Origin of the sequence: Nonomuraea cavernae (genome assembly GCF_040655715.1) — a bacterium.
GTDB classification, from domain to species: domain Bacteria; phylum Actinomycetota; class Actinomycetes; order Streptosporangiales; family Streptosporangiaceae; genus Nonomuraea; species Nonomuraea cavernae_A.
In genome coordinates this window covers 88737-114010 of the sequence record NZ_JBFAKL010000028.1, presented here as the reverse complement: position 1 = coordinate 114010, position 25274 = coordinate 88737, and the positions used below count along the sequence as shown (strand labels likewise).

Genomic DNA, 25274 nt, shown 5'->3' with positions numbered 1-25274 from the left:
GGGGTCGCGTTTGTCATGTGCACCCCGGGGTGCCCTCAACACCTGCCTCATCGAGCCCAGCGAACGTCCATCAACCGAGAACGCAACGGCCTTGCCCGACTGCGGGCCGAGAACAAGAAGCTCCGATCTGGCCGACGGAGAACGGCACCCCTGGCCAAAGAGTTCATCGAGCGCGCCATCGAAGCGAACGGCGGTATCGCGCCTGACGCGATTCATGCGGACCGAGGCACCTCGATGACGTCGAACACCGTCACCGGCCTGCTCGCGCAGCTCGGGATCGACCAATCGCATTCACGACCACGCGTGTCCAACGACACCCCTTACTCCGAGGCGCAGTTCAAATCTCTCAAATATTGCCCGGCGTTCCCATGGAGGTTCGGCTCGATCGAAGACGCCCGCATCTTCTGCGAACAGTTCTTCGATTATTTCAACAACGAGCATCGCCATTCGGGCTTCGCGATGCATACCCCCACATACGTGCACAACGGCACCGCCGTCAAGATCCACACCAAGCGGATCGCCACGCTGTACGTGGCCTTCCTGGCCCACCCCGAACGGTTCCGTGGCAGGCGCCCCTACCCGCCGTCGCTGCCCGCCAGAGTGTGGATCAACAGGCCACCCACGACCCTTCAGTCCGATACCTCACCACAAACCACAAAAGTAGCCTGATGTCTCATTCGGTTTGACGGGCGCCGTCGTTACCCGCCTCGTCCGCGATGCGCGCACCCGCGCCTACGCCGAACGCCGCACCACCGAAGGCAAATTCAAAAAGAGATCATCCGCTGCCTCAAGCGCTACGTCGCCCGCGAAGTTTTCCCGATCATCACCGCAGCACTCTCACCAGCGCGTCCTCCGCCCGCTGCGGCTTGAACAAACATAGGGGCGTCATTGCGCCTCCCGCTCCGACTCGGCCAGCTCACCACCATTGGTGTCCTGCTCGCGAGCCAGCCGATCCATCTGCACCCAGTTGGCCAGCGCGCCCGCATTGATGCCCAGATCCTTGGCGACCTGCGCGATCGGCTTTCCTGTCTCCCGCACGATCCGCACCGCGCCCGCCCGGAACTGCGGATCGAACCTGCGTCTGGTCTCTCCCACGACCCAACCTTCTCCTTAGGTCAGATCTCCACGCTAGAAGGGGAAGTCCAGAATAGGCTGACGGAGTGCCGTGCGGGGTGTTGAACTGGGCAGATGCAGGGTGCGATAACCAGCCTCATCGCGATCGCCGGCACGCTACTCGGTGCCACGGCCACCTACGTTTTCCAAGCCCGAGCCGCCCGGCAGGCACGGTTAGAGGCTCGCGCGGAAAGGTTGTGGCAGGAGCAGCTCGTCGCCTACAACGCCTTCGCTAACGCCATCACTTCGTATCGGGGCAGCCAGAACGCCCGCTGGCGGCAAAGGCGGAAACCCGACGGGAAGGAGGCTCACAGCCAAGCGCGCGACGCCTCGTACGCCGACCGGGTGAACGCGAAGTCGGCGCTGTTCCGACTCGAACTGGTTAACCCCGACCCAGGCTTGACCCAGCTCGCGGAAGACGCTCTGCAGGCTACGACGGCGATCCACAGTGCCTCCGATGAGGCTGCGAGGGCCGACCTGTCGGACCAGGCGCAGGCCGCCCTCCGTGCCTTTGTCGAAGCGGCTTCACGTCAAATCCGCGCGACTAGTGCCGACTTATCTCGTAACCGTCGATCTCTTCGTCCAGATCCTGCCCCTCCAGGATGAGCGATGCGGCGAGGATCGGCGCGAGCGGCATCCAATTGATCGCCTGTGTGCAGGCGTCCATTTGGTCGTCGTAGGACCCGTTCGGGAAGGCCGCGTGTCCGTCTCTGAACCCGACCCATGGGCACAGCTCAGGCATCGGTGGGTACACCGATCCGGCCTCGATGAAAGGTGTGACTGCTGCGAGCTCTGGTTTCCTTGGACTCGTCTGGTTCGACCGGGGACAAGGCCGGGCACGTGCCGCGACAAGCTGTCTATAGCCGCAGTCCCGTTGGCCTTGCCCTCGACAAGCTTGGGCGCGGTCTGGGTTCACTTCGCGGACATCTCTCTGAGCGCCGCGCACGCGGCGGTGAACGACAGCCGATCGTGCGCCTGGTCCAGCAGGAACAGTTTCAGCCCGTGGCGGGCCCAGATCTAGCCAACCGCTCAGTCGGATCCGTCGGTGTCCTTGAACACCGCAGGTGGTCGCAGATGGCTTCTTCGAGCTCCGCAGTCGAGGCGGTGACGTCCGCGCCGACGGAGAGGTGTCCGAGCCTTGGCTGTCTCCGAAGTTCGGACGCCTCACGCGTGTCCGGCCCGCCATGGGCATGGCGCATGTGTGATCCACCCGCTCCTCGCGCGGTTGTCGGTGAAGCGGCGTTTGACGGCAGGGTTGCCACCTCCCAGGGCTCGCCGGGCTGCCGTAGCGCCTGCAGCAGGAACGGGCGCGGTTTCGCGGACGCTTTGATGAGCTAGCCGGTTCCGCGCCGGTACTCCCGCTCGTCCGTGTGGATTCACATCGCATACTGACGAGAGAAATCATTTTTTTCGTCATCGCCGCCGCATCCAATGAACGACCATGACGACAATGCCGAGAGGCAACCACGTTGCCATCTGTAAGGTCATCCCGCGTCTGTCCCGCGTTGGCCGCCTCGTCATGGGCCGCTTGCACTTGCACCGGCTAGCGGAGGTAGGAGGCGCCGTTGAGGTCGAGGACGGCGCCGCTGGCCCACTCGGCGGCCGGTGAGGCCAGATACACGACGGCCGCCGCAATCTCCTCCGGTTCGGCCACCCGGCCGAACGGGCTCTGCGCGCGGATCTCGTCGCCCCGGGGCGGCTTGAGGTGTTCGTTGGTCATGTCGGTGGCCACGAAACCCGGCGCCACGGTGGCCACCGCGATGCCGCGTGGCGCGAGGGCGATGGCCAGTGACTGGCCGAACGCGTTGAGGCCCGCCTTGGTCGCCCCGTAGGCGGGGCCGTCGGGCTCGCCTCGGAAGGCGCCGCGCGAGGAGACGTTGACGATCCGGCCTCCGGCGGGCATGTGCTGAAGCGCGCACCAGGTGACGTTGGCCGCGCCCACGAGGTTGACGTCGAGCGTCCGCCGCCAGGCCGCCTGCCACTCCTCGTAGGACAGCTCCGTGATGGGGTGGTGCAGGAAGATTCCGGCATTGTTGACCAGTACGTCGATGCCGCCGAGCGCCTCTGCCGCCGCGTCGGTCATGCGCCGCACCTCGTCGGGGTCGGCCAGGTCAGCCTGGACGACGGTGTGCCCTTGGCCGGGCAGCTCGCCGAGCAGTTGCCGCGCCTGCTCGGCGGAGTCGCGGTGGTGGATCGCGACCCGGTCGCCCTCGGCGGCGAAGGCCGCCGCGACCGCCCGGCCGATGCCTCGCGACGCCCCGGTGATGAGAACTCCACGTCCGCTCACCCGCCGCACCCTAGCAGCCGCACGAGTACGGCTCCCGCCCAGGCGAGAGCCGTACCGATGCCGTACCGAGAGCCGTACGGAGCCGGGCGTCAGGTGTCGCGGGACGACGTCTCGGCCATCATGCGTCGCTCCTCGCGGGTGGCGATGAGCCCGGACGGTTCGACGATCTTGGATTCCTCGAACGGCGCCTCGGTGTTGGGCAGTGGTTCTCTCGTTTTGATCGCCTTCGCCCACACCCGCATCGCGTCGACGAGCACGACGATGATGAGGATCGCGAACAGCGCGGCCAGGATGCCGTCGACGGTGGAGTTGATCACGATCTGCCGCATGGCGTCGGGCGTCTTGGCCGGGGCCAGCAGCTGTCCCTGGTCGAGCGCGGTCTGATAGCGGTCGCGCTGGGCGAAGAAGCCGAGGATGGGGTCGCTGGAGAAGACCTTCTGGTAGCTCGCCGTGAGCGTGACCGCGACGTCCCAGGCTAGCGGGATCCCGGTCACCCACGCCCATTTCAGCCGGCCGCTCTTGATCAGCAGGGTCGTGGCCACGGTGAGGGCCACCGCGGCGAGCAGCTGGTTGGCGATGCCGAACAGCGGGAAGAGCTGGTTGATGCCGCCGAGCGGATCGTTGACGCCCTGGTAGAGGAAGTAACCCCAGCCTGCGACGACCACCGCGCTGGACACCATCAGGCCGGGCCACCAGCTGACGCGGCCGATCGGCTTCCACAGGTTGCCCAGCATGTCCTGGAGCATGAACCGGCCGACCCGGGTGCCGGCGTCGACGGTGGTGAGGATGAACAACGCCTCGAACATGATCGCGAAGTGGTACCAGAAGGCTTGCAGCCCTGGCCCGCCGATGAAGTCGGAGAAGATCTGCGACAGGCCGACGGCCAGGGTGGGCGCGCCTCCGGTGCGGGCGATCAGGGTCTGTTCCTGTACGGCCTGCGCCGCCGCCTGCAACTGTTCGGGGGTGATGACGAAGCCCAGGTTGGTGACCGCCTCGGAGGCCGTCTGGACGGTGGCTCCGACCAGTCCGGCGGGGGAGTTCATGGCGAAGTAGAGGCCGGGGCTCAGGATCGAGGCCGCGGTGATGGCCATGACGGCGACGAACGACTCCATCAGCATGGAGCCGTAGCCGATCATCCTGACTTGCGACTCCTTGCGGATCATCTTGGGCGTGGTGCCGGACGAGATCAGCGCGTGGAACCCGGACAGCGCGCCGCAGGCGATGATGATGAACACGAACGGGAACAACGACCCGGCGAAGACCGGCCCCTTGCCGTTGAAGGCGAACTCGGTGAACGCCGTGGTCTGGAGCGTGGGCATGGTGACCGCGACCCCGATCGCCAGCAGGACGATCGTGCCGATCTTCATGAAGGTGGACAGGTAGTCGCGAGGCGCCAGCAGCATCCAGACCGGCAGGACCGCGGCGATGAAGCCGTACCCGATCAGCCAGAGGGAGAGCGCGGACGGGCTTAGCGTGAAGGTGGGCGCCCAGCTCGACTCCTGGACCCAGCCGCCGGCGACGATCGCCAGCACCAGCAGCGTGACGCCGATCACCGTGGTCTCCATGACCCGGCCCGGCCGGAACACGCGCAGGTAGAACCCCATGAACAGGGCGATCGGGATGGTCATCGCGATGGAGAAGGTGCCCCACGGCGACTTGGCCAGCGCGCCGACCACGACCAGGGCCAGCACCGCGAGCAGGATGATCATGATCGCGAAGACCGCGATCAGCGCCGCCGCCCCGCCCACCGGGCCGATCTCCTCGCGGGCCATCTGGCCGAGGCTCCTGCCGTTGCGCCGCATCGAGAAGAACAAGATGATCATGTCCTGCACGGCGCCGGCGAAGATGACGCCGGCGATGATCCAGATCGTGCCCGGCAGGTAGCCCATCTGCGCGGCCAGCACCGGGCCGACCAGCGGGCCGGCGCCGGCGATGGCGGCGAAGTGGTGGCCGAACAGGATCCGGCGGTCGGTCGGGTGGTAGTCGATGCCGTTGTCGAGTCGTTCGGCGGGAGTGGCCCTGCGGTCGTCGGCGCCCAGCACCTTGCGCAGGATGAATCGGGCATAGAAGCGGTAGGCGATGGCGTAGGAACCGAGCGCCGCCGCGAGCAGCCAGATCGCGTTGACGTTCTCGCCCCGGGACAGTGCGAGTACCGCCCAGCCGGTGGCGCCGACGAGGGCGACCGCCGTCCAGACGATGATGGAGCGCACGTTCACCGAATACCTCCAGATAAGGGTCGGCCAAGGCAGCAGCGCAGTCCGGCGTCCGGGGGAAGGTCGGTCGTGAATCGCCGCCAGCGGCCCAGCGCGCGGCAGTCGACGGTGACCTGGAGCCCGGCGAGATGAACCCAGGCGGTCGGGTGGGCGTACACGGGCGCGGATCCGATCTGGCGCGCGCGTCGTGGCAGGCGTCGCCGGCGCAGCGGGCGGACCGAGAACTCTCCCGCGTCCGCGCAGCAGAGGCCGACGACATGCCAGTCGAAGAAGATCACCTCATCCTCGCGCAGCGCGTCACGAGCCGCGGAGGTCAGCATCATCGAAGACATCTGTCACTCCTGAGTGAAGCTGCTTCAGAAGTTAGTCCTCGATCATCACCGAGTAAAGACGCCTGTTAAGAGATCGCGCCCGCCGTCCCCTTTACCACCGGTCGTGGACTCGCGGGCGGATCAGCTCGTCGTAGACGGCCTGGACGGCCGCCAGGGTGGTCTGGGGGAGCGGCGGCAGCGCCGCGGCGGCCGCGTTGGCCGCGGCCTGGGCCGGGTTGCGGGCGCCGGGGATGACGACGGAGACGCCGGGCTGGTCGAGGATCCAGCGCAGCGCGAACTGCGCCATGGTCGCCCCCTCGGGCACCAGCGGCGCCAGCCGGCGGACCGCCTCCAGGCCGGTGGCGAAGTCGACGCCGGAGAATGTCTCGCCCACGTCGAACGCCTCGCCGTGCCGGTTGAAGCTGCGGTGGTCGTCGGGCGCGAAGACGGTGTGCTCGTCGTAGCGGCCGGACAGCAGGCCGCTGGCCAGCGGCACCCGGGCGATCACGCCTACCCCGGCCGCGCGGGCCGCGGGCAGCACCCGCTCCAGCGGCTTGAGCCGGAACGCGTTGAGGATGATCTGCACGGTCGCGACGCCCGGCCGGGCGATCGCCGTCAGCGCCTCGTCGCACGTCTCCACGCTCACTCCGTACGCGGCCACCTTCTGCTCGTCGACCAGCGTGTCGAGCGCGTCGAAGACGGCGTCGGACGAGTAGACCGGGGTGGGAGGGCAGTGCAGTTGCACCAGGTCGACGGTGTCGACGCCGAGGTTGCGGCGGGAGCGTTCGTTCCAGGCGCGGAAGTTGGCCATCACGTAGGTGGCGGGCACCTGCTCCATCCGGCGGCCCATCTTGGTGGCCACGGTGAGCTCCGGCCGCCCCTTGGCGAACCGGCCGACGATCTGCTCGCTGCGCCCGTCGCCGTAGACGTCGGCGGTGTCGACGAAGGTCACGCCCTCGTCGGCGGCGGCCTCCAGGGTGGCGAACGCGTCGGTCTCGCTCACGTCACCCCAGTCGGCTCCAAGCTGCCAGGCGCCGAGCCCGACCACGCCCACCCGCCGTCCGGTCCGCCCCAGCACTCGCTGCTCCATGAGGAAGCACCTTATCCGTATGTCCGCCGGGGCCGTTCGGCGTGTGGGGTTGACCGGGGGGAGACGCGGTCGCATGATGAAGTTATTCAACAAGCGATGAAATATGGTGATGAAGATGAGCGGTCAGGGGACCTGCGTCATCATCGGAGGAGGCCCGGCCGGCATGGTGTCGGGCCTGTTGCTGGCCCGTGCCGGCGTCGAGGTGACCGTCCTGGAGAAGCACGGTGACTTCCTGCGCGACTTCCGCGGCGACACGGTGCATCCGTCGACGCTGCGGCTGCTCGACGAGCTCGGGCTCGGCGACCGGTTCGCCAAGCTTCCGCAGAACCGGATCCACGAGATCGCCTTCCCCGTCGGCGAGAACCGCCGCGTCGTCTTCGGCGACCTGCGCCGGCTCAAGGTCCGCCACCCCTACATCGCGATGGTGCCGCAGTGGGACCTGCTCACGCTGCTCGCCGACGCGGCGTCGGAGGAGCCCGGCTTCACCCTGCGGATGCGCACCGAGGCGACCGACCTGATCCGCGAGGCCGACCGGGTCGCCGGGGTGCGCTACCGCACCGAGGACGGCCGGACCGGCGAGATCCGCGCCGACCTCACCATCGCCTGCGACGGCCGCTCGTCGATGGCCCGCCGCCGGGCCGGGCTGCGCGCCAAGGAGTTCCCGGTCTCGTTCGACGTCTGGTGGTTCCGGCTGCCGCGCACGCCCGAGGACGAGCCGGCAACGCTCGCCCCGATGTTGCGCGGCAACCGCATCATGATCGCGATCCCGCGCGAGACCCACCTCCAGATCGGCTACCTCGCCAGGAAGGGCCTCGATCCCGAGCTGCGCGCCGCCGGCATCGCCGGCTTCCGTCACGAGATCGCGCGGATCAATCCTGCTCTGGCCGACCGGACGGCCGCCCTGGAGTCGATGGACGATGTGAAGCACCTGGACGTGCGCATGGACCGGCTGCGGCGCTGGCACCGCGACGGCCTGGTGTGCATCGGTGACGCGGCGCACGCCATGTCGCCCCTGGGCGGCGTCGGCATCAACCTGGCCGTTCAGGACGCGGTGGCGGCCGCGACGCTGCTCGCCGAGCCGCTTCGGCGCGGGACGGTCACTCCCGCGGTGCTCGCCGGGGTCCGCGCGCGCAGGCTGCTGCCGACCTTCCTCGTGCAGACCCTGCAGCGGCTGATGCACCGGGTCCTTGCCGTGCCGGTCATCGAGGGCAGGCGCAAGGGCCCGCCGCGAGCCCTGCTGGTCCTGCTGCGGGTGTTCCCCCAGCTGTCGTACGTGCCCGCCTACCTCATCGGCGTCGGCCTGCGCCCCGAACACGCCCCGCCCTTCGCCCGCCGCCCCGCCCGCACCGGGTGAGACATGACCGGGAGCGCGGCTGGGTCACCACGCGTTCCGATCGGTGACTCTGAAGGGACGGCTCATCAACGTCCCGGCCAGGGGTCGCACGGGAAAATTGGGCGCATTTGACAGGATATTTCGTAATAATCGGGCGGCATGCATGGGCTGATGGGATCCGCGGACGCACTGCTCGACGAGATGGAGGCCCTGCCCTTCCGGGAGCGGTGCCACCGGCTGCACCACTACGGTCGCGAGCGGGCGGGGCGGCCCGAGCTGCGGAGGATCCTGGATGAGCTCGCGGAGCGCGGCCAGTACGAACGGCACACCGGCGTGACCCTGGCGGCGGCGGCGGGAGAGACCGCCCACATCGTCCGGGCGACGCGAGACCCGGACCCGGACGTCGCCGGTTACGCCATCACCCTGACCGTGCGCCTCGGCCATCCGGCCGAGGTGATCGAGCGGATCGTGCGCGAGGGATCGACGCAGGCCCGGAGTACGGCCTACCGGGCGATCCGGCGTTGGGGCCGGAGCGATCTGGCGGAACGGTTGCTCGGCCAGGTCCGCGAACGATGGGGTGAGCGGGAGGCCGCCCGGGTGCTCGTCGCCTGCCGCCCGGAGGTCGTCGCGGCGGAGCTGGACGGCCTCGCGCACGCGGTGCGCAACTGGGCGAGCCTGGGCAGGCGGCATCCGCTCGCGGTCCTCACCCACGCCGAGAGCGTCCTGCCTGAGCTGCCGCGCCATCTGCGGAACGGGTGGTGGAGAGGGCACGCCGCGGGCGTCGAGGCCGCCGCGCCGGCGGCGCCGGAACGCGTGATCGGGCTGCTGGAGCTGTACTGGACGCCCGTGCTGTCGGCGCGGTGCGTGGCCCGGTTGCTGGAGGCTGATCCTCGCCGCACGCTCGCCCTGTTCCTCGTCCCCGGACGCTCGGAGTGGCTGCACTCGCTGCTCCGGTCGAGAGCCGTCCGGGACCGCCTGGGCGCGTTGACCGACACCGAGCTGGGCGCGGTGGGGCGCGCAGTCCGGGAAGACGATCAGGAATCGGCCGACGACCTGCCGCCCGAGCTGAGCGACGCCCAGCTGGGCTTGGTGATGGTCATGGTCCGGGAGGACGACGAAGGGCTGGCCGGTCTGCTGCGCGCGCTGCCGCCGAGCCGCAGGGAGGCCGTGTTCGACGCGGCGACGGCCGGCACGGACCTCGACCGGGCCGAGCTGTCCGTACCGTTGCTGGAGGTTCTGCCGCTGGAGCGGCGCTCCGCCGAGGCGCGCCGGATGGCAAACCTGAGGCAGGTCGCGCAGAACCCCTCCTGCCTGCTGGAGGCGACCGGATTCCTCCCGTACGGCGAGGCGGAGCCGGCCCTGCGGGCGACGACCCGGCGCTCGAACGGGAGCGACCGCGCCCTCGGCTACCGGCACCTGATCGCGTGCGCGGGGCGGAGTCGTGACCCGGAGGTGATCACCGCCCTGCTGGAGTCGCTGGGGCGGCTCCGCAACGAGCAGGATCCGGTGCGGTTGGCCGCGGTCGAGGCGCTGGCCGCGATCCCGGCCGGCCTTTTCGCGCCCGCGCACCTGCCGGCGCTGGAACGGGTGGTCGACGGCGCGCTCGCCGCCCGCGACCGCTCCTACGGGACCGACTACGCGCTCACCGGCCTGGCCGGCCGGGTGCTGGAGAGCGGCGCCGCCCGGGATGAGGCCGACCTGCTGGAGTTCGCGCTGCGCACTCTCGCCCGGCTCGCGCAGCACACGGGACGGATCCACCTGAGCCGCCTGGCCGGGGCACTGCGTGCCGGGCAGGCGGCGACGCTGGTGGACCGGCTGGCCCCGTACCTGGCCGCCGAGGCCGGTCACGACCGGCACGAGCTCGCGTTCCTGCTGGCCAGTGCCCTGGGCCGGCGCGGCCACGCGATCCCGGAATTGCAGCGGGCGCTGGCCCGCGCGCTGACGTCCGCGAACGCGGGGAGCGTCAGGACGGCGATCGAGCACTGGCTGGCGCCGCCGCGGACCCGAGGCGACCGGGTGCCCGGCCTGCTGGCGATGGACCCGTCCCCGGTCACGCTCCCTGAGGTGTTCCAGGCGATCGCCTGGCACCGCACGGACCTGCTGGACGCCGTGCTGGGCGAGCGGGCGCCGCGCGGCCGGTTCGCCGAGCAGGGCATACGGCGCCTACGGTACGTCACCCGCGCCATCGCGCTGCGGTGGACGGCGCGGCAGCGGGAGGCGTGCCTGCGGCTGCTGCACCGAATCGCGGACGACGCCGAGCTGCCCGGCCACGAGCGGGAAATGGCGATCAGGGCCATCGGCGAGCTGCCGGCCGTCCCGGCCGGCGAGCTGGACCGCTACCTGAGCTCGCCCGACGATGTGACGCGCCGGGCGGCGCTGACCGCGCTGCCGTGGACCGGGAACCCTCGGGACGCGCTCGCTGCCTTGCTGGATCGCGCGTACGGTGACGACGCCCACGTGGCGGTGTCGGCGGCGGCCAGGGCCGCGCGGTTCGTGCCGCCCGGCGAGCTGATGACGGCGCTGACCCCGATCCTCGCCGCGGGCAAGGTGACCGCGCGCAAGGAGGCCGTCCGCCTGCTCGCCGGGCACCGGGCACCGGACACGGCGAGCCTGCTGCGGCGGCTGTGGGACGGAGCGGGGCCCGACGTCCGGACGGCGATCGCCTCGGCCTCCCGGGAGCTGCTCGACGATCCGGCGGCCTGGTCGCTGCTCGCGGACGTGGTGGCGGGAGGTGGCGACCCGGCCGCGCCGGTGCTCGGCGCGCACCCCCTGGACCTGCCCGGACGCTTCCGTCGCCGGTACGCGGAGCTGGTCGTCGCCGCGGCCGGGTCGGACGACCCGGTCACGCGGTGGGCGGCGGTCGGCGCGCTGGACCGGTGGGCGCGGTACACGCCCGCCGCCGTCGACCGGCTGGCCGAGATCGCGGGCGACCTCACCCGGACCGCCGACTGGCAGGTCGCGGCGGGGGCGCTGGCGAGGTGCGCTCGCTCCGGGATCGGCGTCGAGGAGCTGCGGGCCACGGTGCGGGCTCTCGCCGAGGCCCCCGACGAGCCCGACGCCGGCGCCGACCGCGACCGCCCGGCGGCTCAGCGGCTGGCCACGATCGCGGGCGCCCTGTGCGAGCGGCACTCGATCGGCAGGGAAGCCGTTGAGCCGGTCGTCCGCCAGGTCGCCGGCGACTTCCCCGCGCACCTGGAGGCCGAGCTGGTCGCGGCCTCGGTGGACTGGGCGGATCCCCGCGAACAGCTCGCCGTACTGGTGGATCGGGTCGGCGGCGGCGTGCTGGCGGCCGTCGGCGCGGGGCGCGTCCTCGCCGGGTCGGCGTCCGGCGTCGACGCCGGACGGATCCTCCCGCACGCGGCCTGGCTGGCCGGCCGGAACGAGACGGGCGCCCTGCTGGCCGTGGCGCTCGCCGGCCGGTGCGGTCCGCTGAGCGGCTGGGCGGAGCCCTGGCGCGACCTGGTCCGGCAGGTGCGCAACGGTCCCTGGGCCGAGGCGGCCCACCTGGCGAGGAGCGTCCACACGGCGGACGAGTGAGCTTACCGGAGCGGGATGTTGGGATGCCGATCCGGCGGCTGGGGGCCAGGCGCGCCGGTCGGCATCCCGCCATCACCCCGTGGGTACCACCGCACCGGATGAGCCGTTTCCGGTGCGCGGAGTGACGTTCAGTCGCTTCTCGCCGGTGTAGACGTTCATCGACTCCCCCCGCAGGAAGCCGATCAGGGTCAGTCCCTCCTCGGCGGCCAGCTCCGCCGCGAGTGAGGAGGGGGCGGAGACGGCGGCCAGGGCGGGGACGCCGCCCATGACCGCCTTCTGCACCAGCTCGAAGGAGGCGCGGCCGGACACCATGAGCACCGTGGAGCGCAGCGGCAGGCGGCCGTCGCGCAGCGCCCAGCCGAGCAGCTTGTCCACGGCGTTGTGCCGGCCGACGTCCTCACGCACGCACAGCGGCTCGCCGTCCGCCGTGAACAGGCCCGCCGCGTGCAGCCCGCCGGTCCGGTCGAAGACCCGCTGGGCCGAGCGGAGCCGGTCGGGCAGCGCGGCGACGGTCGCCGGAGTCAGCTCCAGCGGGTCGTCGCGGACGTTCCACCGGGCCACCGAGCGGACCGCCTCCAGCGACGCCTTGCCGCAGACGCCGCAGGAGGAGGTGGTGTAGAAGTTGCGCGGCTCCGGGGGCGGGACGCCGGGGGCGAGCTGGACGTCCAGCACGTTGTAGGTGTTGAGCCCCTCCCGCGTGGCGCCCGCGCAGTAGCGGATCGCGGCGATGTCGCCGGCCGAGCCGACGGCCCCCTCGCTGACGAGGAAACCGGCGGCCAGGTCGAAGTCGTCGCCCGGCGTGCGCATGGTGACCGTCAGCGGCACCCCGCCGACCCGGATCTCCAGCGGCTCCTCGGCGGCCAGGGAGTCGATCCGGTGCGTGGGGGCCGCCTCGCTGATGCGCATGATCGGCCGGCGCACGGTGACCCTAGACATAGCCGTACCCGAAGCGGCCCTTCACGCAGAGGTTGCCGTGGGTGACCGGGTTGTCGTGCGGCGAGGTCACCTTGACGATCTTGTTCTCCTGTACGTGCAGGGTCAGGTTGCAGCCGACCCCGCAGTAGCTGCAGATCGTCGTGGTCCGTGTCTGCCGCGACTCGTCCCAGGTGCCCTCGGCGCGCATGTCGAACTCCGACTTGAACGACAGCGCCCCGGTCGGGCAGACCTCGACGCAGTTGCCGCAGTAGACGCAGGCCGAGTCGGTGAGCGGGGCGTCGAACTCGGTGGAGATCGTCGAGTCGAAGCCCCGGCCCGCGACGGCGATGGCGAAGGTGTTCTGCCACTGGTCGCCGCAGGCGTCGACGCACTTGTAGCACATGATGCACTTGCCGTAGTCGCGCACGTAGAGGTCGTTGTCCACCTTGACGGGCTGCTCGACCGTGGCCGCGTCGTCGCCGAACCTGTCCGGCTCGGCGCCGTACTCCTCGATCCACTCGGCGGCACGCGGCGTCGTCGACAGGTCCACCGACGAGCCGAGCAGTTCGAGCACCACCTTGCGGCTCTGCCTGGCCCTCTCGGTGCCGGTGCCGACGGACATGCCGGCCTCGACCTTCCGCGAGCAGGCGGGGGCCAGTGTCCGCGCCCCCTCGACCTCGACGACGCACACCCGGCAGGCGTTCTTCGGGGTGAGCGTGTCGCCGTAACAGAGCGTCGGGATGTCCTTACCGGCCGCCGCGCAGGCGTCGAGGATCGTCGAGCCTTCGGGCACTCGCACGGCCTCGCCGTCGATCTGGACGTCGACGAGCCGGCGGGGCGGCTGCAGCGGGATCACTTGTATACCCCCAAGCGGTCGATGGCTGATTCCACCGCGTTCCACGCGGTCTGTCCAAGACCGCAGATCGAGGCGTCCCGCATGGTCTGGCCGACCTCGCGCAGCAGCACCAGGTCGCGCTGGTCGACCCGGCCGGACAGCCGGTGCAGGGCCTCCTCCTGGCGTACGGTGCCCACGCGGCACGGCACGCACTGGCCGCAGGACTCGTCGCGGAAGAACTCCGCGATCCGCAGCAGCATGCTCTTCAGGTCCACGGTGTCGTCGACGGCGAGCACCACGCCCGACCCGAGCGTCGCGCCCGCCTGCCGGGTGCCCTCGAACGTCAGCGGGATGTCCAGGTCCGTCACGAACGCCCCGGCCGCGCCGCCGAGGAGCACCGCCCTGAGCGGCCCCTCCGGACGGGCGAGGTCCAGCAGCTCCCTCAGCGTCGCGCCGAAGGGCAGCTCGTAGATGCCCGGCCGGTCGACGTTGCCCGAGACGCAGAACAGCTTGGTGCCCGTGGAGTCCTTCGTGCCGGTCGCCGCGTAGGCCTGGGCGCCGTGCTCCAGGATCGGCAGCACGTTGACCAGCGTCTCCACGTTGTTGACGACCGTGGGCTTGCCGAACAGGCCCTTCTCCACCGGGAACGGCGGCTTGCTGCGCGGCTCGCCGCGGAAGCCCTCGATCGAGTTGAAGATGGCCGTCTCCTCGCCGCAGATGTAGGCGCCGGCGCCCCTGCGCAGCTCGATGTCGAAGGAGAAGCCCTGGCCGAGGATGTCCGCGCCGAGCAGGCCCCGGGTGCGGGCCATCGCCATCGCGTGCTCCAGCCGCCGCGTCGCCCGGGGATACTCGCCCCTGATGTAGAGGTATCCCTTGGCGCAGCCGGTGGCGTAGGCGGTGATCGTCATCGCCTCGATGAGCGCGTACGGGTCACCTTCCATGATCACGCGATCCTTGAAGGTGCCCGGCTCGCTCTCGTCGGCGTTGCACACCAGGTAGTGCGGGTGGTCGGGCTGGCGGGCGGTGGCGTCCCACTTCCGGCCCGTCGGGAAGGCCGCGCCACCCCTCCCCACCAGGCCCGACTCCAGAACCTCGCGGATCACGCCCGCCGGGCCGAGCTGGAACGCCCTGCGCAGGGCCGCGTATCCGCCACTCGCCCGGTAGTCGTCGAGGCTCGCCGGGTCCACTGCCCCGATGCGCCGGAGCAGCACCAGGCCGGGCTGCCCGGCCTGCGGCACCGCCGCCTCCACCGGAGGCTCCACCGGCTCGGCGGGTGCGGCGGGGCGCACACCGTTCGCGACCGAGCCATTCGGAGCCGCGCCGGTCCCGGTGGCGCCGGTCGGGGGCGTGCCGATCGGGGGCGCGCCGTTCGCGATCTCGGCGTCCGCGAGAACGTCCGGGTCGGCGGGGCCGTACACGGTCGCGGCCGGGGTCTCGCCGGCCGTGAGGGCGAGCGCGGCCGGGGCCCGCTCGCACAGGCCGAGGCAGGGGCTGGGCTGCCAGGAGCCGCCCGGCGCGCCGAGCCGCTCTTCGACGCGCCGCCGTACGTCCTGCGCGCCCTTCGCCTGGCAGGCGAGGTCGGTGCAGACGTGCAGCACGCGCGGGGGACGGGGTTCGAGCGCCAGCAGCGAGTAGAACGAGGCCACCCCGTACGCCTCGGCGGGCGGGACGGTCAGGCGGCGGCAGATGTAGTCGAGCGCGCCCTCGCTGATCCAGCCGACCCGGTCGTTGACCGCGTGCAACGCGGGCAGCAGCAGGTCGCGGGCGGGCTCGGCGCGGGCCGCGAAGCGCAGGTCGGTCGCGGTCCGGGCGCCGCCGTCCCAGGCGGTGGCGGGCGGCCCGAGCAGCGCGTCGACCGCCGCGCGCTCCTCGTCGGTGGGTTCGGCGTCGCGGAATCTCAGGTCCACGGCGTCACCCGGCCTGAACGGGCTTGAGCGTCTCCGCGCCGCGGGCGAGTTTCTCGACCCGCACGGCGGCCGCCTTGAACTCGGCCGTGCCCGCGATCGGGCAGGTCGCCTCGATGGTCAGCGCGTTGGTGTCGACCTCGTCCGGGAAGTGGAACGTCATGAACACCAGCCCCGGCCGCAACGCCGGGTCGATGTAGACGGGCGCGATCACCGAGCCGCGGCGGGAGGTGATCCGCACCTCCTCGCCCGCGACGAGCCCGAGCCGGTCGGCGTCCTCGGGACACAGCTCGATGGTCTCGCCGCGGCGCAGCGGAGAGGCGAAACCGGACGACTGCACCCCGGTGTTGTACGAGTCGAGCCGCCGGCCGGTGGTGAGGCGCAGCGGATACTCCTCGTCGAGCAGGTCCACCGGCGGCGAGTGCGGGATGACGGCGAACGGCGCCGGCATGCCCCGTCTGACCGGGTCGTCATCCCAGAGCCGTCCGTGCAGGTAGGGCGGTTCGAGGGTGTCCTCCGACGGGCACGGCCACTGGATGCCCTGCAACTCGGTCAGCCGCTGGTAGCTCATCCCGGTGTGCGCGGGCGACAGGGCGCGCAGCTCGTTCCAGACCTCTTCGGCGCCGTCGTAGTGCCAGTCGTGGCCCAGGCGGCGGGCCAGTTCGCAGATGATCTCGATGTCGTCGCGGGCCTCACCCGGCGGGGTCACCGCCCGGCGCACCCGCTGGACCCGGCGCTCGCTGTTGGTGAAGGTGCCCTCCGCCTCGCACCAGGCGGCGCTGGCGGGCAGCACCACGTCGGCCATCTGGGCGGTCTTGGTGAGGAAGATGTCCTGGACGACGAGGTGGTCGAGCATCGACAGCCGCTTGACGCAGGCGAGGGAGTCGGCCTCTGACTGGACGGGGTTCTCGCCGATCAGGTAGCAGGTGGTGACCTCGCCCTCGGCCATGCCGTCGAGCATCTGGGTGAGGTTGCGGCCGTAGCGCGGCTGGATCGGGCTCTGCCAGGCCAGCTCGAACCGCTCGCGGATGCCGGGGTCGAGGAGGTCCTGGAAGCCGGGCAGCCGGTTGGGGATGGCGCCCATGTCGCCGCCGCCCTGCACGTTGTTCTGGCCGCGTAACGGGGACAGGCCGGAGCCGTAGCGGCCGACGTGGCCGGTGAGCAGGGCCAGGTTGATCAGTGCCCGGACGTTGTCGGTGGCGTTGTGGTGCTCGGTGATGCCGAGCGTCCAGACCAGCTGCGCGCGGTCGGCGCGGGCGTAGACGTGGGCCAGCTCGCGGATCGCCTCGGCGGGGACGCCCGTCACCTGCTCGGCGGCGGTCGGCGTCCACGGCTCGACCGAGGCCCGGAACTCCTCGAAGCCCGTCGTGGCCCGCTCGATGAACGCCTGGTTGTGCAGCCCGGCATGGATGATCTCCCGGGCGACCGCGTGGGCGAGCGGGATGTCGGTGCCGACGTTCAGCCCGAGCCAGCGGTCGGCCCACTGGGCCGTGCCGGTACGGCGGGGGTCGACCGCGAACATCCGGGCGCCGTTGCGGATGCCCTTCAACACGTGGTGAAAGAAGATCGGATGGGCGTTGCGCGCCGCCGAGCCCCACATGAGGATCACATCGGTGTCCTCCACCTCCTGGTAGGAGGAGGTGCCACCACCACTGCCGAACACCGCCGACAGCCCGGCCACGCTCGGGGCGTGGCAGGTGCGGTTGCAGGAGTCAACGTTGTTGGTGCCGATCACCACGCGGGTGAACTTCTGGCCTATGTAGTTCATCTCGTTGGTGGAGCGGGCGCACGACAGCATCGCGAAGCAGTCGGGGCCGTGCTCGGCGACGTTGCGGCGGAAGCCCTCGGCGGCCCGCTCCAGCGCCTCCTCCCAGGTGGCCCTGCGCAACTCGCCGTTCTCGCGCACCAGTGGATGGGTCAGGCGGTCATAGCTCATGAGCCCTCCATTCTGTATACAGACTACGGTATGTGTATCTATCCGGTACGGACAAGGTTCTCGTTGAGCAGGTCGCTCACCGCGTGGATCGCGCGCAGGGTGGGCACCTCCGCGCCCGTGAGATCCGCCAGCTCGACCACCGCCGCGAGCAGCACGTCGAGCTCCATCGGTTTGCCCTTCTCCAGGTCCTGGAGCGTGGACGTGCGATGCTCGCCCGCCTTCTCGGCGCCGCGCAGGCGGCGTTCGATCGAGATGCCGGGGTCGCAGCCGACGTTGCGGGCCACCTCGACGGTCTCGCGCATCATCGCCCTGACCAGCTCCCTGGTGCCGTCGTGACGGCAGATGCCGGCCATCGTGGCCCTGGACAGCGCGCTGATCGGGTTGAACGCGATGTTGCCCATGAGCTTGATCCAGATGTCGCGGCGCAGGTCGGACTCGACCGGGCACTTCAGGCCGCCCGCCACGGCGGCGTTGCCGAACTCGACGCACCGCCCGGTCAGCGTGCCGGTCGGCTCGCCGATCGAGAAGCGGGTGCCCTCCAGGTGCCGGATCACGCCCGGCTCCTCGATCTCGGTGGCGGCGTACACGACGCAGCCGATCGCCCGGTCCAGCGGGAGCGCGGTGGTGACGGCGCCTCCCGGGTCCACGCTCTCGATGCGGTAGCCCTCGTAGGGGCCCCTCAGCCCGTGGAAGTACCACCACGGGATGCCGTTCTGTGCGGCGATGATGCTCGTGGCCTCGTGCAGCAGCGGCTTGATCATGGGGCCGGCGGAGGCGTAGCCGTTCGCCTTGAGGCCCAGGAAGACGTGGTCCACCGGCCCGACCTCGCGAGGGTCGTCGGTGGCATGGGGGTGGGCGGTGAAGTCGCCCCTGGGGCTGAGGATCCGCACGCCGGACGTGCGGATCGCCTCCAGGTGGGGGCCTCTCGCGATGAGGGACACCTCGACTCCCGCCCTGTGCAGGGCGGCTCCCACGTACGCGCCGATGGCGCCGGCGCCAAGAACAGCGACCTTCACGCTCCGCTCCGTTCTCGCGTCGTATTGTGCATTCGGTATACAGTATGGAAAAATGCCGGTCAAGGAGCCGCCCATGACTGTCGCCGGACCCGGACCCCACCTGCGCCCTCAACCGCCCCCACCGGGGCACCCCGGCTCGCCTGGCTCGGCACATCCCACCGGCGGCTCGGCCGATCCGTCCGGGCTTGGAGGGCCCGGCGCGGGTTCGGCCGGCCCGATCGGCGTGGTCGGGTGGGAGGTGGCGCGGCGGATAGCGGCGGCCGCCGCGCGGCCGGGGGAGGTGGCCGAGGTGCCGCTGCCCGAGGCGCGGGGGTGCCGGCTGGCCGGGCCGCTGCGGGCGCTGGTCGCCGTGCCGGGCGCCGACGTGGCGGCCATGGACGGCTACGCGGTGGCCGGGGCGCCGCCGTGGCGGATCGTCGGACGGGTCCTCGCCGGGGGCAGGCCCCACGACGCTCCGCTCCGGGCGGGGGAGGCGGTGGAGATCGCCACCGGCGCCCCGGTCCCCGACGGCACCACCGCCGTCCTCCCGTACGAGCACGCCGCCTTCACCCCGGAACCGCCCTGTACGGCGCCGCCGCCCGCGGACGACGGTTCTCCGGCGGGTCGGGAAGTGCCGTTTCGCGGGAGCGCCGGTCTGTTGCCTGAGGCGGGCCGGGAAGTGCCACCGGGTGGGAGCCGTGGGGGATGGGTGGTCGCACGGGGGGAGCTCGCGGCGGGGCGGCATGTGCGGCGGCGGGGCGAGGACATCGCCGAGGGCGCCGTGGTGCTCGGGCCGGGAACGGTGGTGACGCCGGTGGTGCTCGGGCTGGCCGCCGGGCTCGGTCACGACGTGCTGCGGGTGCGGCCCCGGCCGGCGGTGACGGTGCTCGTCACCGGTGACGAGGTCGTGGACGCCGGACTGCCGGAGCCGGGCAGGGTCCGCGACGCGATCGGGCCGTTCCTGCCCGGCCTGGTGGAGTGGGCCGGCGGCCGGGTCACCGGCCACGTCCGGCTGCCCGACGGCGCGGGCCCGCTGCGCGCCGCCCTCGCCACTCAGACGGGGCCCCTCGCCGCCCAGACGGCGCCCGTCACCACCGCCGGGCCCGTCACCACTGCGGCGCCCGTCACCAGCGCGGCGCCCGTCACCGTCGAGGCGACCCTGGCGGACGCGGGGGCCGGAGCGTCGCGGGGGAGCGCCGATGTGGTGGTGGTGTGCGGGGCGTCCTCGCGCGGGCCGGCCGATCACCTGCGGGCGGTGCTCGCGGAGCTCGGGGCGGAGGTGCTGGTGGACGGGGTGGCCGTGCGCCCCGGGCATCCGCAGCTGCTGGCCCGGCTGCCGGGCGGGCCGCTGGTGGCAGGGCTGCCCGGCAACCCCTACGCGGCGCTCGGCGCGGCGCTCACGCTGCTGGTGCCCGTACTGGACCGGCTGACCGGTACGGCGGGCGGGCGCGAGACCAGTGCCCTGGCCGGACCGGTCAGGCCGCACCCGGACGACACCCGGCTGGTCGCGGTGCGGCGGACGGGCAGGGGCGCGGTGCCGGTCGGACACGACCGGCCGGGATCGCTCTGGGGCGCCGCGCTGGCGGATGCCCTGGCCGTGGTGCCGCCGGGCTGGGACGGGGAGCACGTGGAGCTTCTCGACTTGCCCGGAGGTCTAGACAGGCCGTTCACGAGAGGGTAACCATTGCCTTCATACGGTATGCAGTATGCGGAAGACAGTCGCCTGAAAGGTTGGCACGATGTCGGAAACGATCTCTGGTGGTCATCTTGTAGCCAAGGCACTCAAGGCGGAGGGCGTGGACGTGATCTACACGCTCTGCGGCGGCCACATCATCGATATCTACGACGGCTGTGTCGATGAGGGCATCGAGGTCATCGACGTGCGCCACGAGCAGGTCGCCGCGCACGCCGCCGACGGCTACGCGCGGATCACCGGCAGGCCCGGCTGCGCGGTGGTCACGGCCGGGCCGGGCACGACCGACGCGGTCACCGGCGTGGCCAACGCGTTTCGCGCGGAGAGCCCGATGCTGCTCATCGGTGGCCAGGGAGCGCTGAGCCAGCACAAGATGGGCTCGTTGCAGGACCTCCCGCACGTCGACATGATGAGCCCGATCACCAAGTTCGCGGCGACGGTGCCCAGCACCGAACGCGTGGCCGACCTGGTCTCGATGGCCTTCCGCGAGTGCTACCACGGGGCGCCCGGGCCGTCCTTCCTGGAGATCCCCCGTGACGTGCTGGACGCGAAGGTCCCGCTGGAGCGGGCGCGTATCCCCAAGCAGGGCCACTACCGCGCCTCGACCCGCCAGCAGGGCGACCCCGAGGCGATCGAGCGGCTGGCCGACCTGCTGGCGCACGCCGAGAAGCCGTGCGTGCTGCTCGGCAACCAGGTCTGGACTTGCCGCGCGACCGACGCCGCGATCGAGTTCGTGCGCGCCCTGAACGTCCCGGCCTACATGAACGGCTCGGGCCGCGGCACGCTGCCGCCGGGCGACCCGCACCACTTCCAGCTGTCCAGGCGGCACGCCTTCAACGAGGCCGACCTGATCATCATCGTCGGCACCCCGTTCGACTTCCGGATGGGCTACGGCAAGCGGCTGTCGCCCACCGCCACGGTGGTCCAGATCGACCTGGACTACCGTACTGTCGGCAAAAATCGGGACATCGATCTGGGGATCGTCGGCGACGCCGGCCTCATCCTGGCGGCGGCGGCCCAGGCCGCGAGCGGCCGGATCGACGGCGCGGCGGCCCGGCGCAAGGAGTGGATCGACGAGCTGCGCGCGGTCGAGGCCAAGGCCTACGAGAAGCGGCTGCCGCGCCAGCTGTCCGACTCCTCCCCGATCGACCCCTACCGCCTCGTACACGAGATCAACGAGTTCCTCACGGAGGACACGATCTACATCGGCGACGGCGGCGACATCGTCACCTTCTCCGGCCAAGTCGTGCAGCCCAAGTCGCCCGGCCACTGGATGGACCCCGGACCGCTCGGCACCCTGGGCGTCGGCATGGCCTTCGCGATGGCCGCCAAGCAGGCCCGGCCGGACAAGGAGGTGCTCTGCCTGTTCGGCGACGGCGCCTTCAGTCTCACCGGCTGGGACTTCGAGACCATGGTCCGCTTCAACCTGCCGTTCATCGGCGTCATCGGCAACAACTCCTCGATGAACCAGATCAGGTACGGCCAGGCCGCCAAGTACGGCCAGGAGCGCGCCCGCGTCGGCAACACCCTCGGCGACATCCGCTACGGCGACTTCGCCAAGCTCCTCGGCGGCCACGGCGAGGAGGTGCGTGACCCGGCCGAGATCGCCCCGGCGCTCCAGCGGGCCCGCGAGTCGGGCAAGCCCTCGCTCATCAACGTGTGGGTCGATCCCGAGGTGTACGCCCCGGGGACCATGAACCAGACCATGTACAAGTAGGGAGAGGCGGCTGTGAAGGCTCTCGAAGGTGTCCGCGTCCTCGACATGACCCATGTCCAGTCGGGCCCGTCCTGCACCCAGATGCTCGCCTGGCTCGGCGCCGATGTGGTCAAGCTGGAAGCCCCGGCGGGCGACATCACCCGCCAGCAGCTGCGTGACGTCCCCGACGTCGACAGCCTCTACTTCACGATGCTCAACTGCAACAAGCGCAGCATCACCCTGAACATGAAGAGCGAGCGGGGCAAGGAGATCTTCACCGAGCTGGTGAAGGACTCCGACGTCCTGGTGGAGAACTTCGGCCCCGGCGCGGTCGACCGCATGGGCTTCTCCTGGGCCCGGCTCCAGGAGCTCAACCCGCGCCTCGTCTACGCCTCGATCAAGGGCTTCGGCACCGGCCGTTACGCCAGGTTCAAGGCGTACGAGGTGATCGCGCAGGCGATGGGCGGCTCGATGTCGACCACCGGCTTCGAGGACGGCCCGCCGCTGGCCACCGGCGCGCAGATCGGCGACTCGGGCACCGGCATCCACGCGGTCGCCGGCATCCTGGCCGCGCTCTACCAGCGCGAGCAGAGCGGCCGGGGCCAGCGGGTGCAGGTCGCGATGCAGCACGCGGTGCTCAACCTGTGCCGGGTCAAGCTGCGCGACCAGCAGCGGCTCGCGCACGGCCCGTTGCGTGAATACCCGAACAGGACGTTCAGCGACGAGGTGCCGCGCTCGGGCAACGCCAGCGGCGGCGGCCAGCCCGGCTGGGCGGTGCGCTGCGCGCCGGGCGGGCCCAACGACTACATCTACGTCATCGTCCAGCCCGTCGGCTGGCAGCCGCTGTCGGCCATCATCGGCCGCCCCGAGCTGGCCGAGGACCCCGAGTGGGCCACCCCGGAGGCCCGGCTGACCAAGCTGGACAAGATGTTCCAGCTCATCGAGGAGTGGACGATCCGCCACGACAAGTGGACCGTCCTCGACCGGCTCAACGCCGCGAACGTCCCGTGCGGGCCGATCCTGTCGACCAAGGAGCTGGTCGAGGACGAGAGCCTGCGTGAGGAGGGCATCGTCGTCGCGGTCGAGCATCCGGAGCGCGGCGAGTTCGTGACCGTCGGCAGCCCGCTGCAGCTGTCGGACTCGCCGGTCGAGGTGACCACGCCGCCGCTGCTCGGCCAGCACAACCAGGAGATCTACGGAGCCCTCGGCGTCAGCGTCGCGGAGCTGTCCGAGCTCAAGACGAACGGAGTCATCTGACATGGACGCGGTCCGCGAGGTCCTGGAGAAGGCGAGGGCTGAAGGCCGTACGGCCCTGACCGCCCCGGAGGGGCGCGTGCTCTGCCAGGCGTACGGCATAGCGACCCCCGGCGAAGGGCTGGCCACGTCGGCTGAGGAGGCGGCCCGGATCGCCGCCGAGATCGGCTTCCCGGTCGTGCTGAAGATCGTGTCCCCGGACATCCTGCACAAGACCGACGCCGGCGGCGTGCTGGTCGGCCTGAAGACGGCCGAGGAGGTCGCCGCCGGCCACGAGACGATCATCGCCAACGCCCGCGCCCACGACCCCGACGCCCGGATCGAGGGCGTCCAGGTGCAGCAGCTCGTCGGCGGCGGGCACGAGGTCATCGTCGGCGCGGTCACCGATCCCACCTTCGGGAAAATCGTCGCGTTCGGCCTGGGCGGAGTGCTGGTCGAGGTGCTCAAGGACGTGACGTTCCGGCTCGCCCCGCCCACCCATGACGAGGCACTCGGCATGCTGGACGACATCAGGGCGGCGGAGGTGCTGCGCGGCGTGCGCGGCGCCGAGCCGGCGAACCGGGAGGCGCTCGCCGGGCTGATCGAGAACGTCGGCCGGCTGGTGGCCGACTTCCCCCAGATCGCCGAGGTCGACCTCAACCCGGTCTTCGCGAGCGCCGATGGGGCCGTCGCCGCCGACGTGCGCGTCATCATCGGCGAGCCCGAACCGGAGCGTGAGCGCCCCTCGCGCGAGGAGATCCTGGCCAAGATGAACCGGATCTTCAAGCCGCGTTCCGTCGCCGTGATCGGCGCCTCCGCCGAGGAGGGCAAGATCGGCAACTCGGTCATGCGCAACCTGATCAACGGCGGCTACCAGGGCCGGATCTTCCCGATCAACCCGAAGGCGCCCGAGATCATGGGGCTGCCCGCCTACAAGAGCGTGTCCGATGTGCCCTACGACGTGGACGTGGCGGTCTTCGCCATCCCCGCCAAGTTCGTCGCCTCGGCGCTGGAGGAGGTCGGGCGCAAGGGCGCGGCCGGCGCGATCATGATCCCGTCGGGCTTCGCCGAGACCGGCAACGTGCGAGGGCAGGAGGAGATCGTCGAGATCGCCCGCCGCCACGGCGTGCGCATGCTCGGCCCCAACATCTACGGCTACTACTACACGCCGGAGAACCTCTGCGCGACGTTCTGCACACCGTACGACGTCAAGGGCGGCGTCGCGCTGACCTCGCAGAGCGGCGGCATCGGGATGGCCATCCTGGGCTTCAGCCGCACCACCAAGATGGGCGTCTCGGCGATCGTCGGCGTCGGCAACAAGGCCGACGTGGACGAGGACGACCTGCTCACCTTCTTCGAGCAGGACGACAACACCCGCGCCGTGGCCATGCACCTGGAGGACCTCAAGGACGGGCGCGGCTTCGTCGACGCGGCCCGCCGGGTGGTCAAGGAGAAGCCGGTCATCGTGCTGAAGGCGGGGCGCACCGCGATGGGCGCGCGCGCCGCCGGCTCGCACACCGGTGCCCTGGCCGGTGACGACAAGGTCTACGACGACATCCTCAAGCAGGCCGGCGTGGTGCGCGCGCCCGGCCTGAACGACATGCTGGAGTACGCCCGCGCCCTGCCGCTGCTGCCCGCCCCCCAGGGCGAGAACGTGGTGATCATCACCGGGGCCGGCGGTTCGGGCGTGCTGCTCTCCGACGCCTGCGTGGACGCCGGGCTGACGCTCATGGACATCCCGCCCGACCTGGACGAGGCGTTCCGCGCGTACATCCCGCCCTTCGGCGCGGCCGGCAACCCGATCGACATCACCGGCGGCGAACCGCCGTCGACCTACGCCAACACGGTCCGCCTGGGCCTGTCGGACGAGCGGATCCACGCGCTCGTCCTCGGCTACTGGCACACGATCGTGACCCCGCCCATGGTCTTCGCGGAGCTCATCTCCCGCGTGGTGGCCGAGGAGCGGGCCAAGGGCAACACCAAGCCTGTCGTGGCCTCGCTGGCCGGGGACACCGAGGTGGAGGAGGCCTGCGAGTACCTGTTCGAGCATGGCGTGGTCGCCTATCCGTACACGACGGAGAAGCCCGTAGCGGTCCTCGGTGCGAAGTACCGCTGGGCCAGAGCCGCCGGACTGCTGCGCTAGAGCCAAGGGCACAGTCCAGGCGAGGGGGCGCATCGGGGCG

General features: G+C 71.2%; 18 protein-coding genes. 7 read left to right on the top strand and 11 right to left on the bottom strand.

Translation table 11 applies throughout. The annotated features are described in order from the left end of the window. Positions 1-669: transposase (locus AB0I38_RS32460; RefSeq protein ID WP_436838796.1), on the top strand; the 669-nt coding region annotated here is incomplete at its 5' end. A gap of 216 nt (positions 670-885) precedes the next feature. Here the strand turns inward: AB0I38_RS32460 and AB0I38_RS32455 are convergent. The 6 genes from AB0I38_RS32455 to AB0I38_RS32430 form a co-directional block, all read right to left on the bottom strand. Beyond that, the gene (locus tag AB0I38_RS32455) at positions 886-1095 is read right to left on the bottom strand and encodes a transposase (protein WP_358488621.1); all 210 of its coding nucleotides are present in this window, start codon (positions 1093-1095) and stop codon (positions 886-888) included. A gap of 562 nt (positions 1096-1657) precedes the next feature. After that, positions 1658-1780, bottom strand: a complete 123-nt coding sequence (locus AB0I38_RS32450) for a hypothetical protein (protein ID WP_358488617.1) — start codon at positions 1778-1780, stop codon at positions 1658-1660. Between the two features lie 876 nt (positions 1781-2656). Beyond that, positions 2657-3400 carry an SDR family NAD(P)-dependent oxidoreductase gene (locus tag AB0I38_RS32445; RefSeq protein WP_358488614.1) on the bottom strand — a complete coding sequence of 248 codons (744 nt, stop codon included), beginning with the start codon at positions 3398-3400 and terminating at the stop codon, positions 2657-2659. A gap of 89 nt (positions 3401-3489) precedes the next feature. Further along, positions 3490-5616, bottom strand: coding sequence for a carbon starvation CstA family protein (locus AB0I38_RS32440; protein ID WP_358488610.1), 2127 nt, complete (start codon positions 5614-5616; stop codon positions 3490-3492). Further along, positions 5613-5945, bottom strand: coding sequence for a hypothetical protein (locus AB0I38_RS32435; protein WP_358488605.1), 333 nt, complete (start codon positions 5943-5945; stop codon positions 5613-5615). Before AB0I38_RS32435 ends, AB0I38_RS32440 begins: the two co-directional genes overlap by 4 nt. 91 nt (positions 5946-6036) lie before the next feature. Further along, on the bottom strand, positions 6037-7014 hold the full coding sequence (locus AB0I38_RS32430) for an aldo/keto reductase (RefSeq protein ID WP_358488602.1): 978 nt from the start codon (positions 7012-7014) through the stop codon (positions 6037-6039). Positions 7015-7129: 115 nt separating this feature from the next. On the opposite strand from AB0I38_RS32430, the gene AB0I38_RS32425 reads away from it, so the two are divergent. Next, on the top strand, positions 7130-8368 hold the full coding sequence (locus AB0I38_RS32425) for an FAD-dependent oxidoreductase (RefSeq protein ID WP_358488595.1): 1239 nt from the start codon (positions 7130-7132) through the stop codon (positions 8366-8368). Between the two features lie 150 nt (positions 8369-8518). After that, positions 8519-11884 (top strand): hypothetical protein, encoded by a 3366-nt coding sequence (locus AB0I38_RS32420; protein WP_358488591.1) that lies wholly within the window; start codon positions 8519-8521, stop codon positions 11882-11884. Positions 11885-11956: 72 nt separating this feature from the next. Here AB0I38_RS32420 and fdhD read toward each other — a convergent pair whose 3' ends face one another. Genes fdhD through AB0I38_RS32395 form a run of 5 tightly spaced genes read right to left on the bottom strand, consistent with a single transcriptional unit; the run spans position 11957 to position 18490 of the window. After that, complete coding sequence (fdhD, locus tag AB0I38_RS32415; RefSeq protein WP_358488587.1) at positions 11957-12820, bottom strand: formate dehydrogenase accessory sulfurtransferase FdhD; 864 nt, start codon at positions 12818-12820, stop codon at positions 11957-11959. Continuing rightward, on the bottom strand, positions 12813-13652 hold the full coding sequence (locus AB0I38_RS32410; RefSeq protein WP_358488634.1) for a 2Fe-2S iron-sulfur cluster-binding protein: 840 nt from the start codon (positions 13650-13652) through the stop codon (positions 12813-12815). The genes fdhD and AB0I38_RS32410 overlap by 8 nt, the downstream gene beginning before the upstream one ends. Further along, positions 13652-15541: an NAD(P)H-dependent oxidoreductase subunit E gene (locus AB0I38_RS32405; RefSeq protein ID WP_358488584.1), complete on the bottom strand. Its 1890-nt coding sequence runs from the start codon at positions 15539-15541 to the stop codon at positions 13652-13654. The genes AB0I38_RS32410 and AB0I38_RS32405 overlap by 1 nt, the downstream gene beginning before the upstream one ends. A gap of 4 nt (positions 15542-15545) precedes the next feature. Continuing rightward, positions 15546-17474 carry a molybdopterin oxidoreductase family protein gene (locus AB0I38_RS32400; RefSeq protein WP_358488581.1) on the bottom strand — a complete coding sequence of 643 codons (1929 nt, stop codon included), beginning with the start codon at positions 17472-17474 and terminating at the stop codon, positions 15546-15548. A gap of 38 nt (positions 17475-17512) precedes the next feature. Then, positions 17513-18490, bottom strand: a complete 978-nt coding sequence (locus AB0I38_RS32395; protein WP_358488577.1) for a 2-dehydropantoate 2-reductase — start codon at positions 18488-18490, stop codon at positions 17513-17515. A 73-nt stretch (positions 18491-18563) separates the two neighbouring features. Here AB0I38_RS32395 and AB0I38_RS32390 point away from each other — a divergent pair, with 73 nt between their 5' ends. The 4 genes from AB0I38_RS32390 to AB0I38_RS32375 are packed head-to-tail and all read left to right on the top strand — an operon-like array spanning position 18564 to position 25234. Then, the gene (locus AB0I38_RS32390; protein ID WP_358488574.1) at positions 18564-20150 is read left to right on the top strand and encodes a molybdopterin molybdotransferase MoeA; all 1587 of its coding nucleotides are present in this window, start codon (positions 18564-18566) and stop codon (positions 20148-20150) included. Positions 20151-20208: 58 nt separating this feature from the next. Then, a complete protein-coding gene (locus AB0I38_RS32385) occupies positions 20209-21879 on the top strand; it encodes a thiamine pyrophosphate-binding protein (RefSeq protein WP_358488571.1) in 1671 nt (556 codons plus the stop codon). Positions 21880-21891: 12 nt separating this feature from the next. Then, complete coding sequence (gene frc, locus AB0I38_RS32380) at positions 21892-23115, top strand: formyl-CoA transferase (protein ID WP_358488567.1); 1224 nt, start codon at positions 21892-21894, stop codon at positions 23113-23115. A 1-nt stretch (position 23116) separates the two neighbouring features. Continuing rightward, on the top strand, positions 23117-25234 hold the full coding sequence (locus tag AB0I38_RS32375) for an acetate--CoA ligase family protein (RefSeq protein WP_358488562.1): 2118 nt from the start codon (positions 23117-23119) through the stop codon (positions 25232-25234). The last annotated feature ends 40 nt before the right edge of the window (positions 25235-25274 follow it).

Excerpts from the sequence above, each read along its gene's own strand:
- AB0I38_RS32450 (WP_358488617.1), bottom strand. The coding sequence starts at position 1,780 with ATGGACGCCTGCACACAGGCGATCAATTGGATGCCGCTCGCGCCGATC.
- AB0I38_RS32435 (WP_358488605.1), bottom strand. The coding sequence starts at position 5,945 with ATGTCTTCGATGATGCTGACCTCCGCGGCTCGTGACGCGCTGCGCGAG.
- AB0I38_RS32430 (WP_358488602.1), bottom strand. The coding sequence starts at position 7,014 with ATGGAGCAGCGAGTGCTGGGGCGGACCGGACGGCGGGTGGGCGTGGTC.
- AB0I38_RS32425 (WP_358488595.1), top strand. The coding sequence starts at position 7,130 with ATGAGCGGTCAGGGGACCTGCGTCATCATCGGAGGAGGCCCGGCCGGC.
- AB0I38_RS32420 (WP_358488591.1), top strand. The coding sequence starts at position 8,519 with ATGGGATCCGCGGACGCACTGCTCGACGAGATGGAGGCCCTGCCCTTC.
- fdhD (WP_358488587.1), bottom strand. The coding sequence starts at position 12,820 with ATGTCTAGGGTCACCGTGCGCCGGCCGATCATGCGCATCAGCGAGGCG.
- AB0I38_RS32400 (WP_358488581.1), bottom strand. The coding sequence starts at position 17,474 with ATGAGCTATGACCGCCTGACCCATCCACTGGTGCGCGAGAACGGCGAG.
- AB0I38_RS32390 (WP_358488574.1), top strand. The coding sequence starts at position 18,564 with ATGACTGTCGCCGGACCCGGACCCCACCTGCGCCCTCAACCGCCCCCA.
- AB0I38_RS32385 (WP_358488571.1), top strand. The coding sequence starts at position 20,209 with ATGTCGGAAACGATCTCTGGTGGTCATCTTGTAGCCAAGGCACTCAAG.
- AB0I38_RS32375 (WP_358488562.1), top strand. The coding sequence starts at position 23,117 with ATGGACGCGGTCCGCGAGGTCCTGGAGAAGGCGAGGGCTGAAGGCCGT.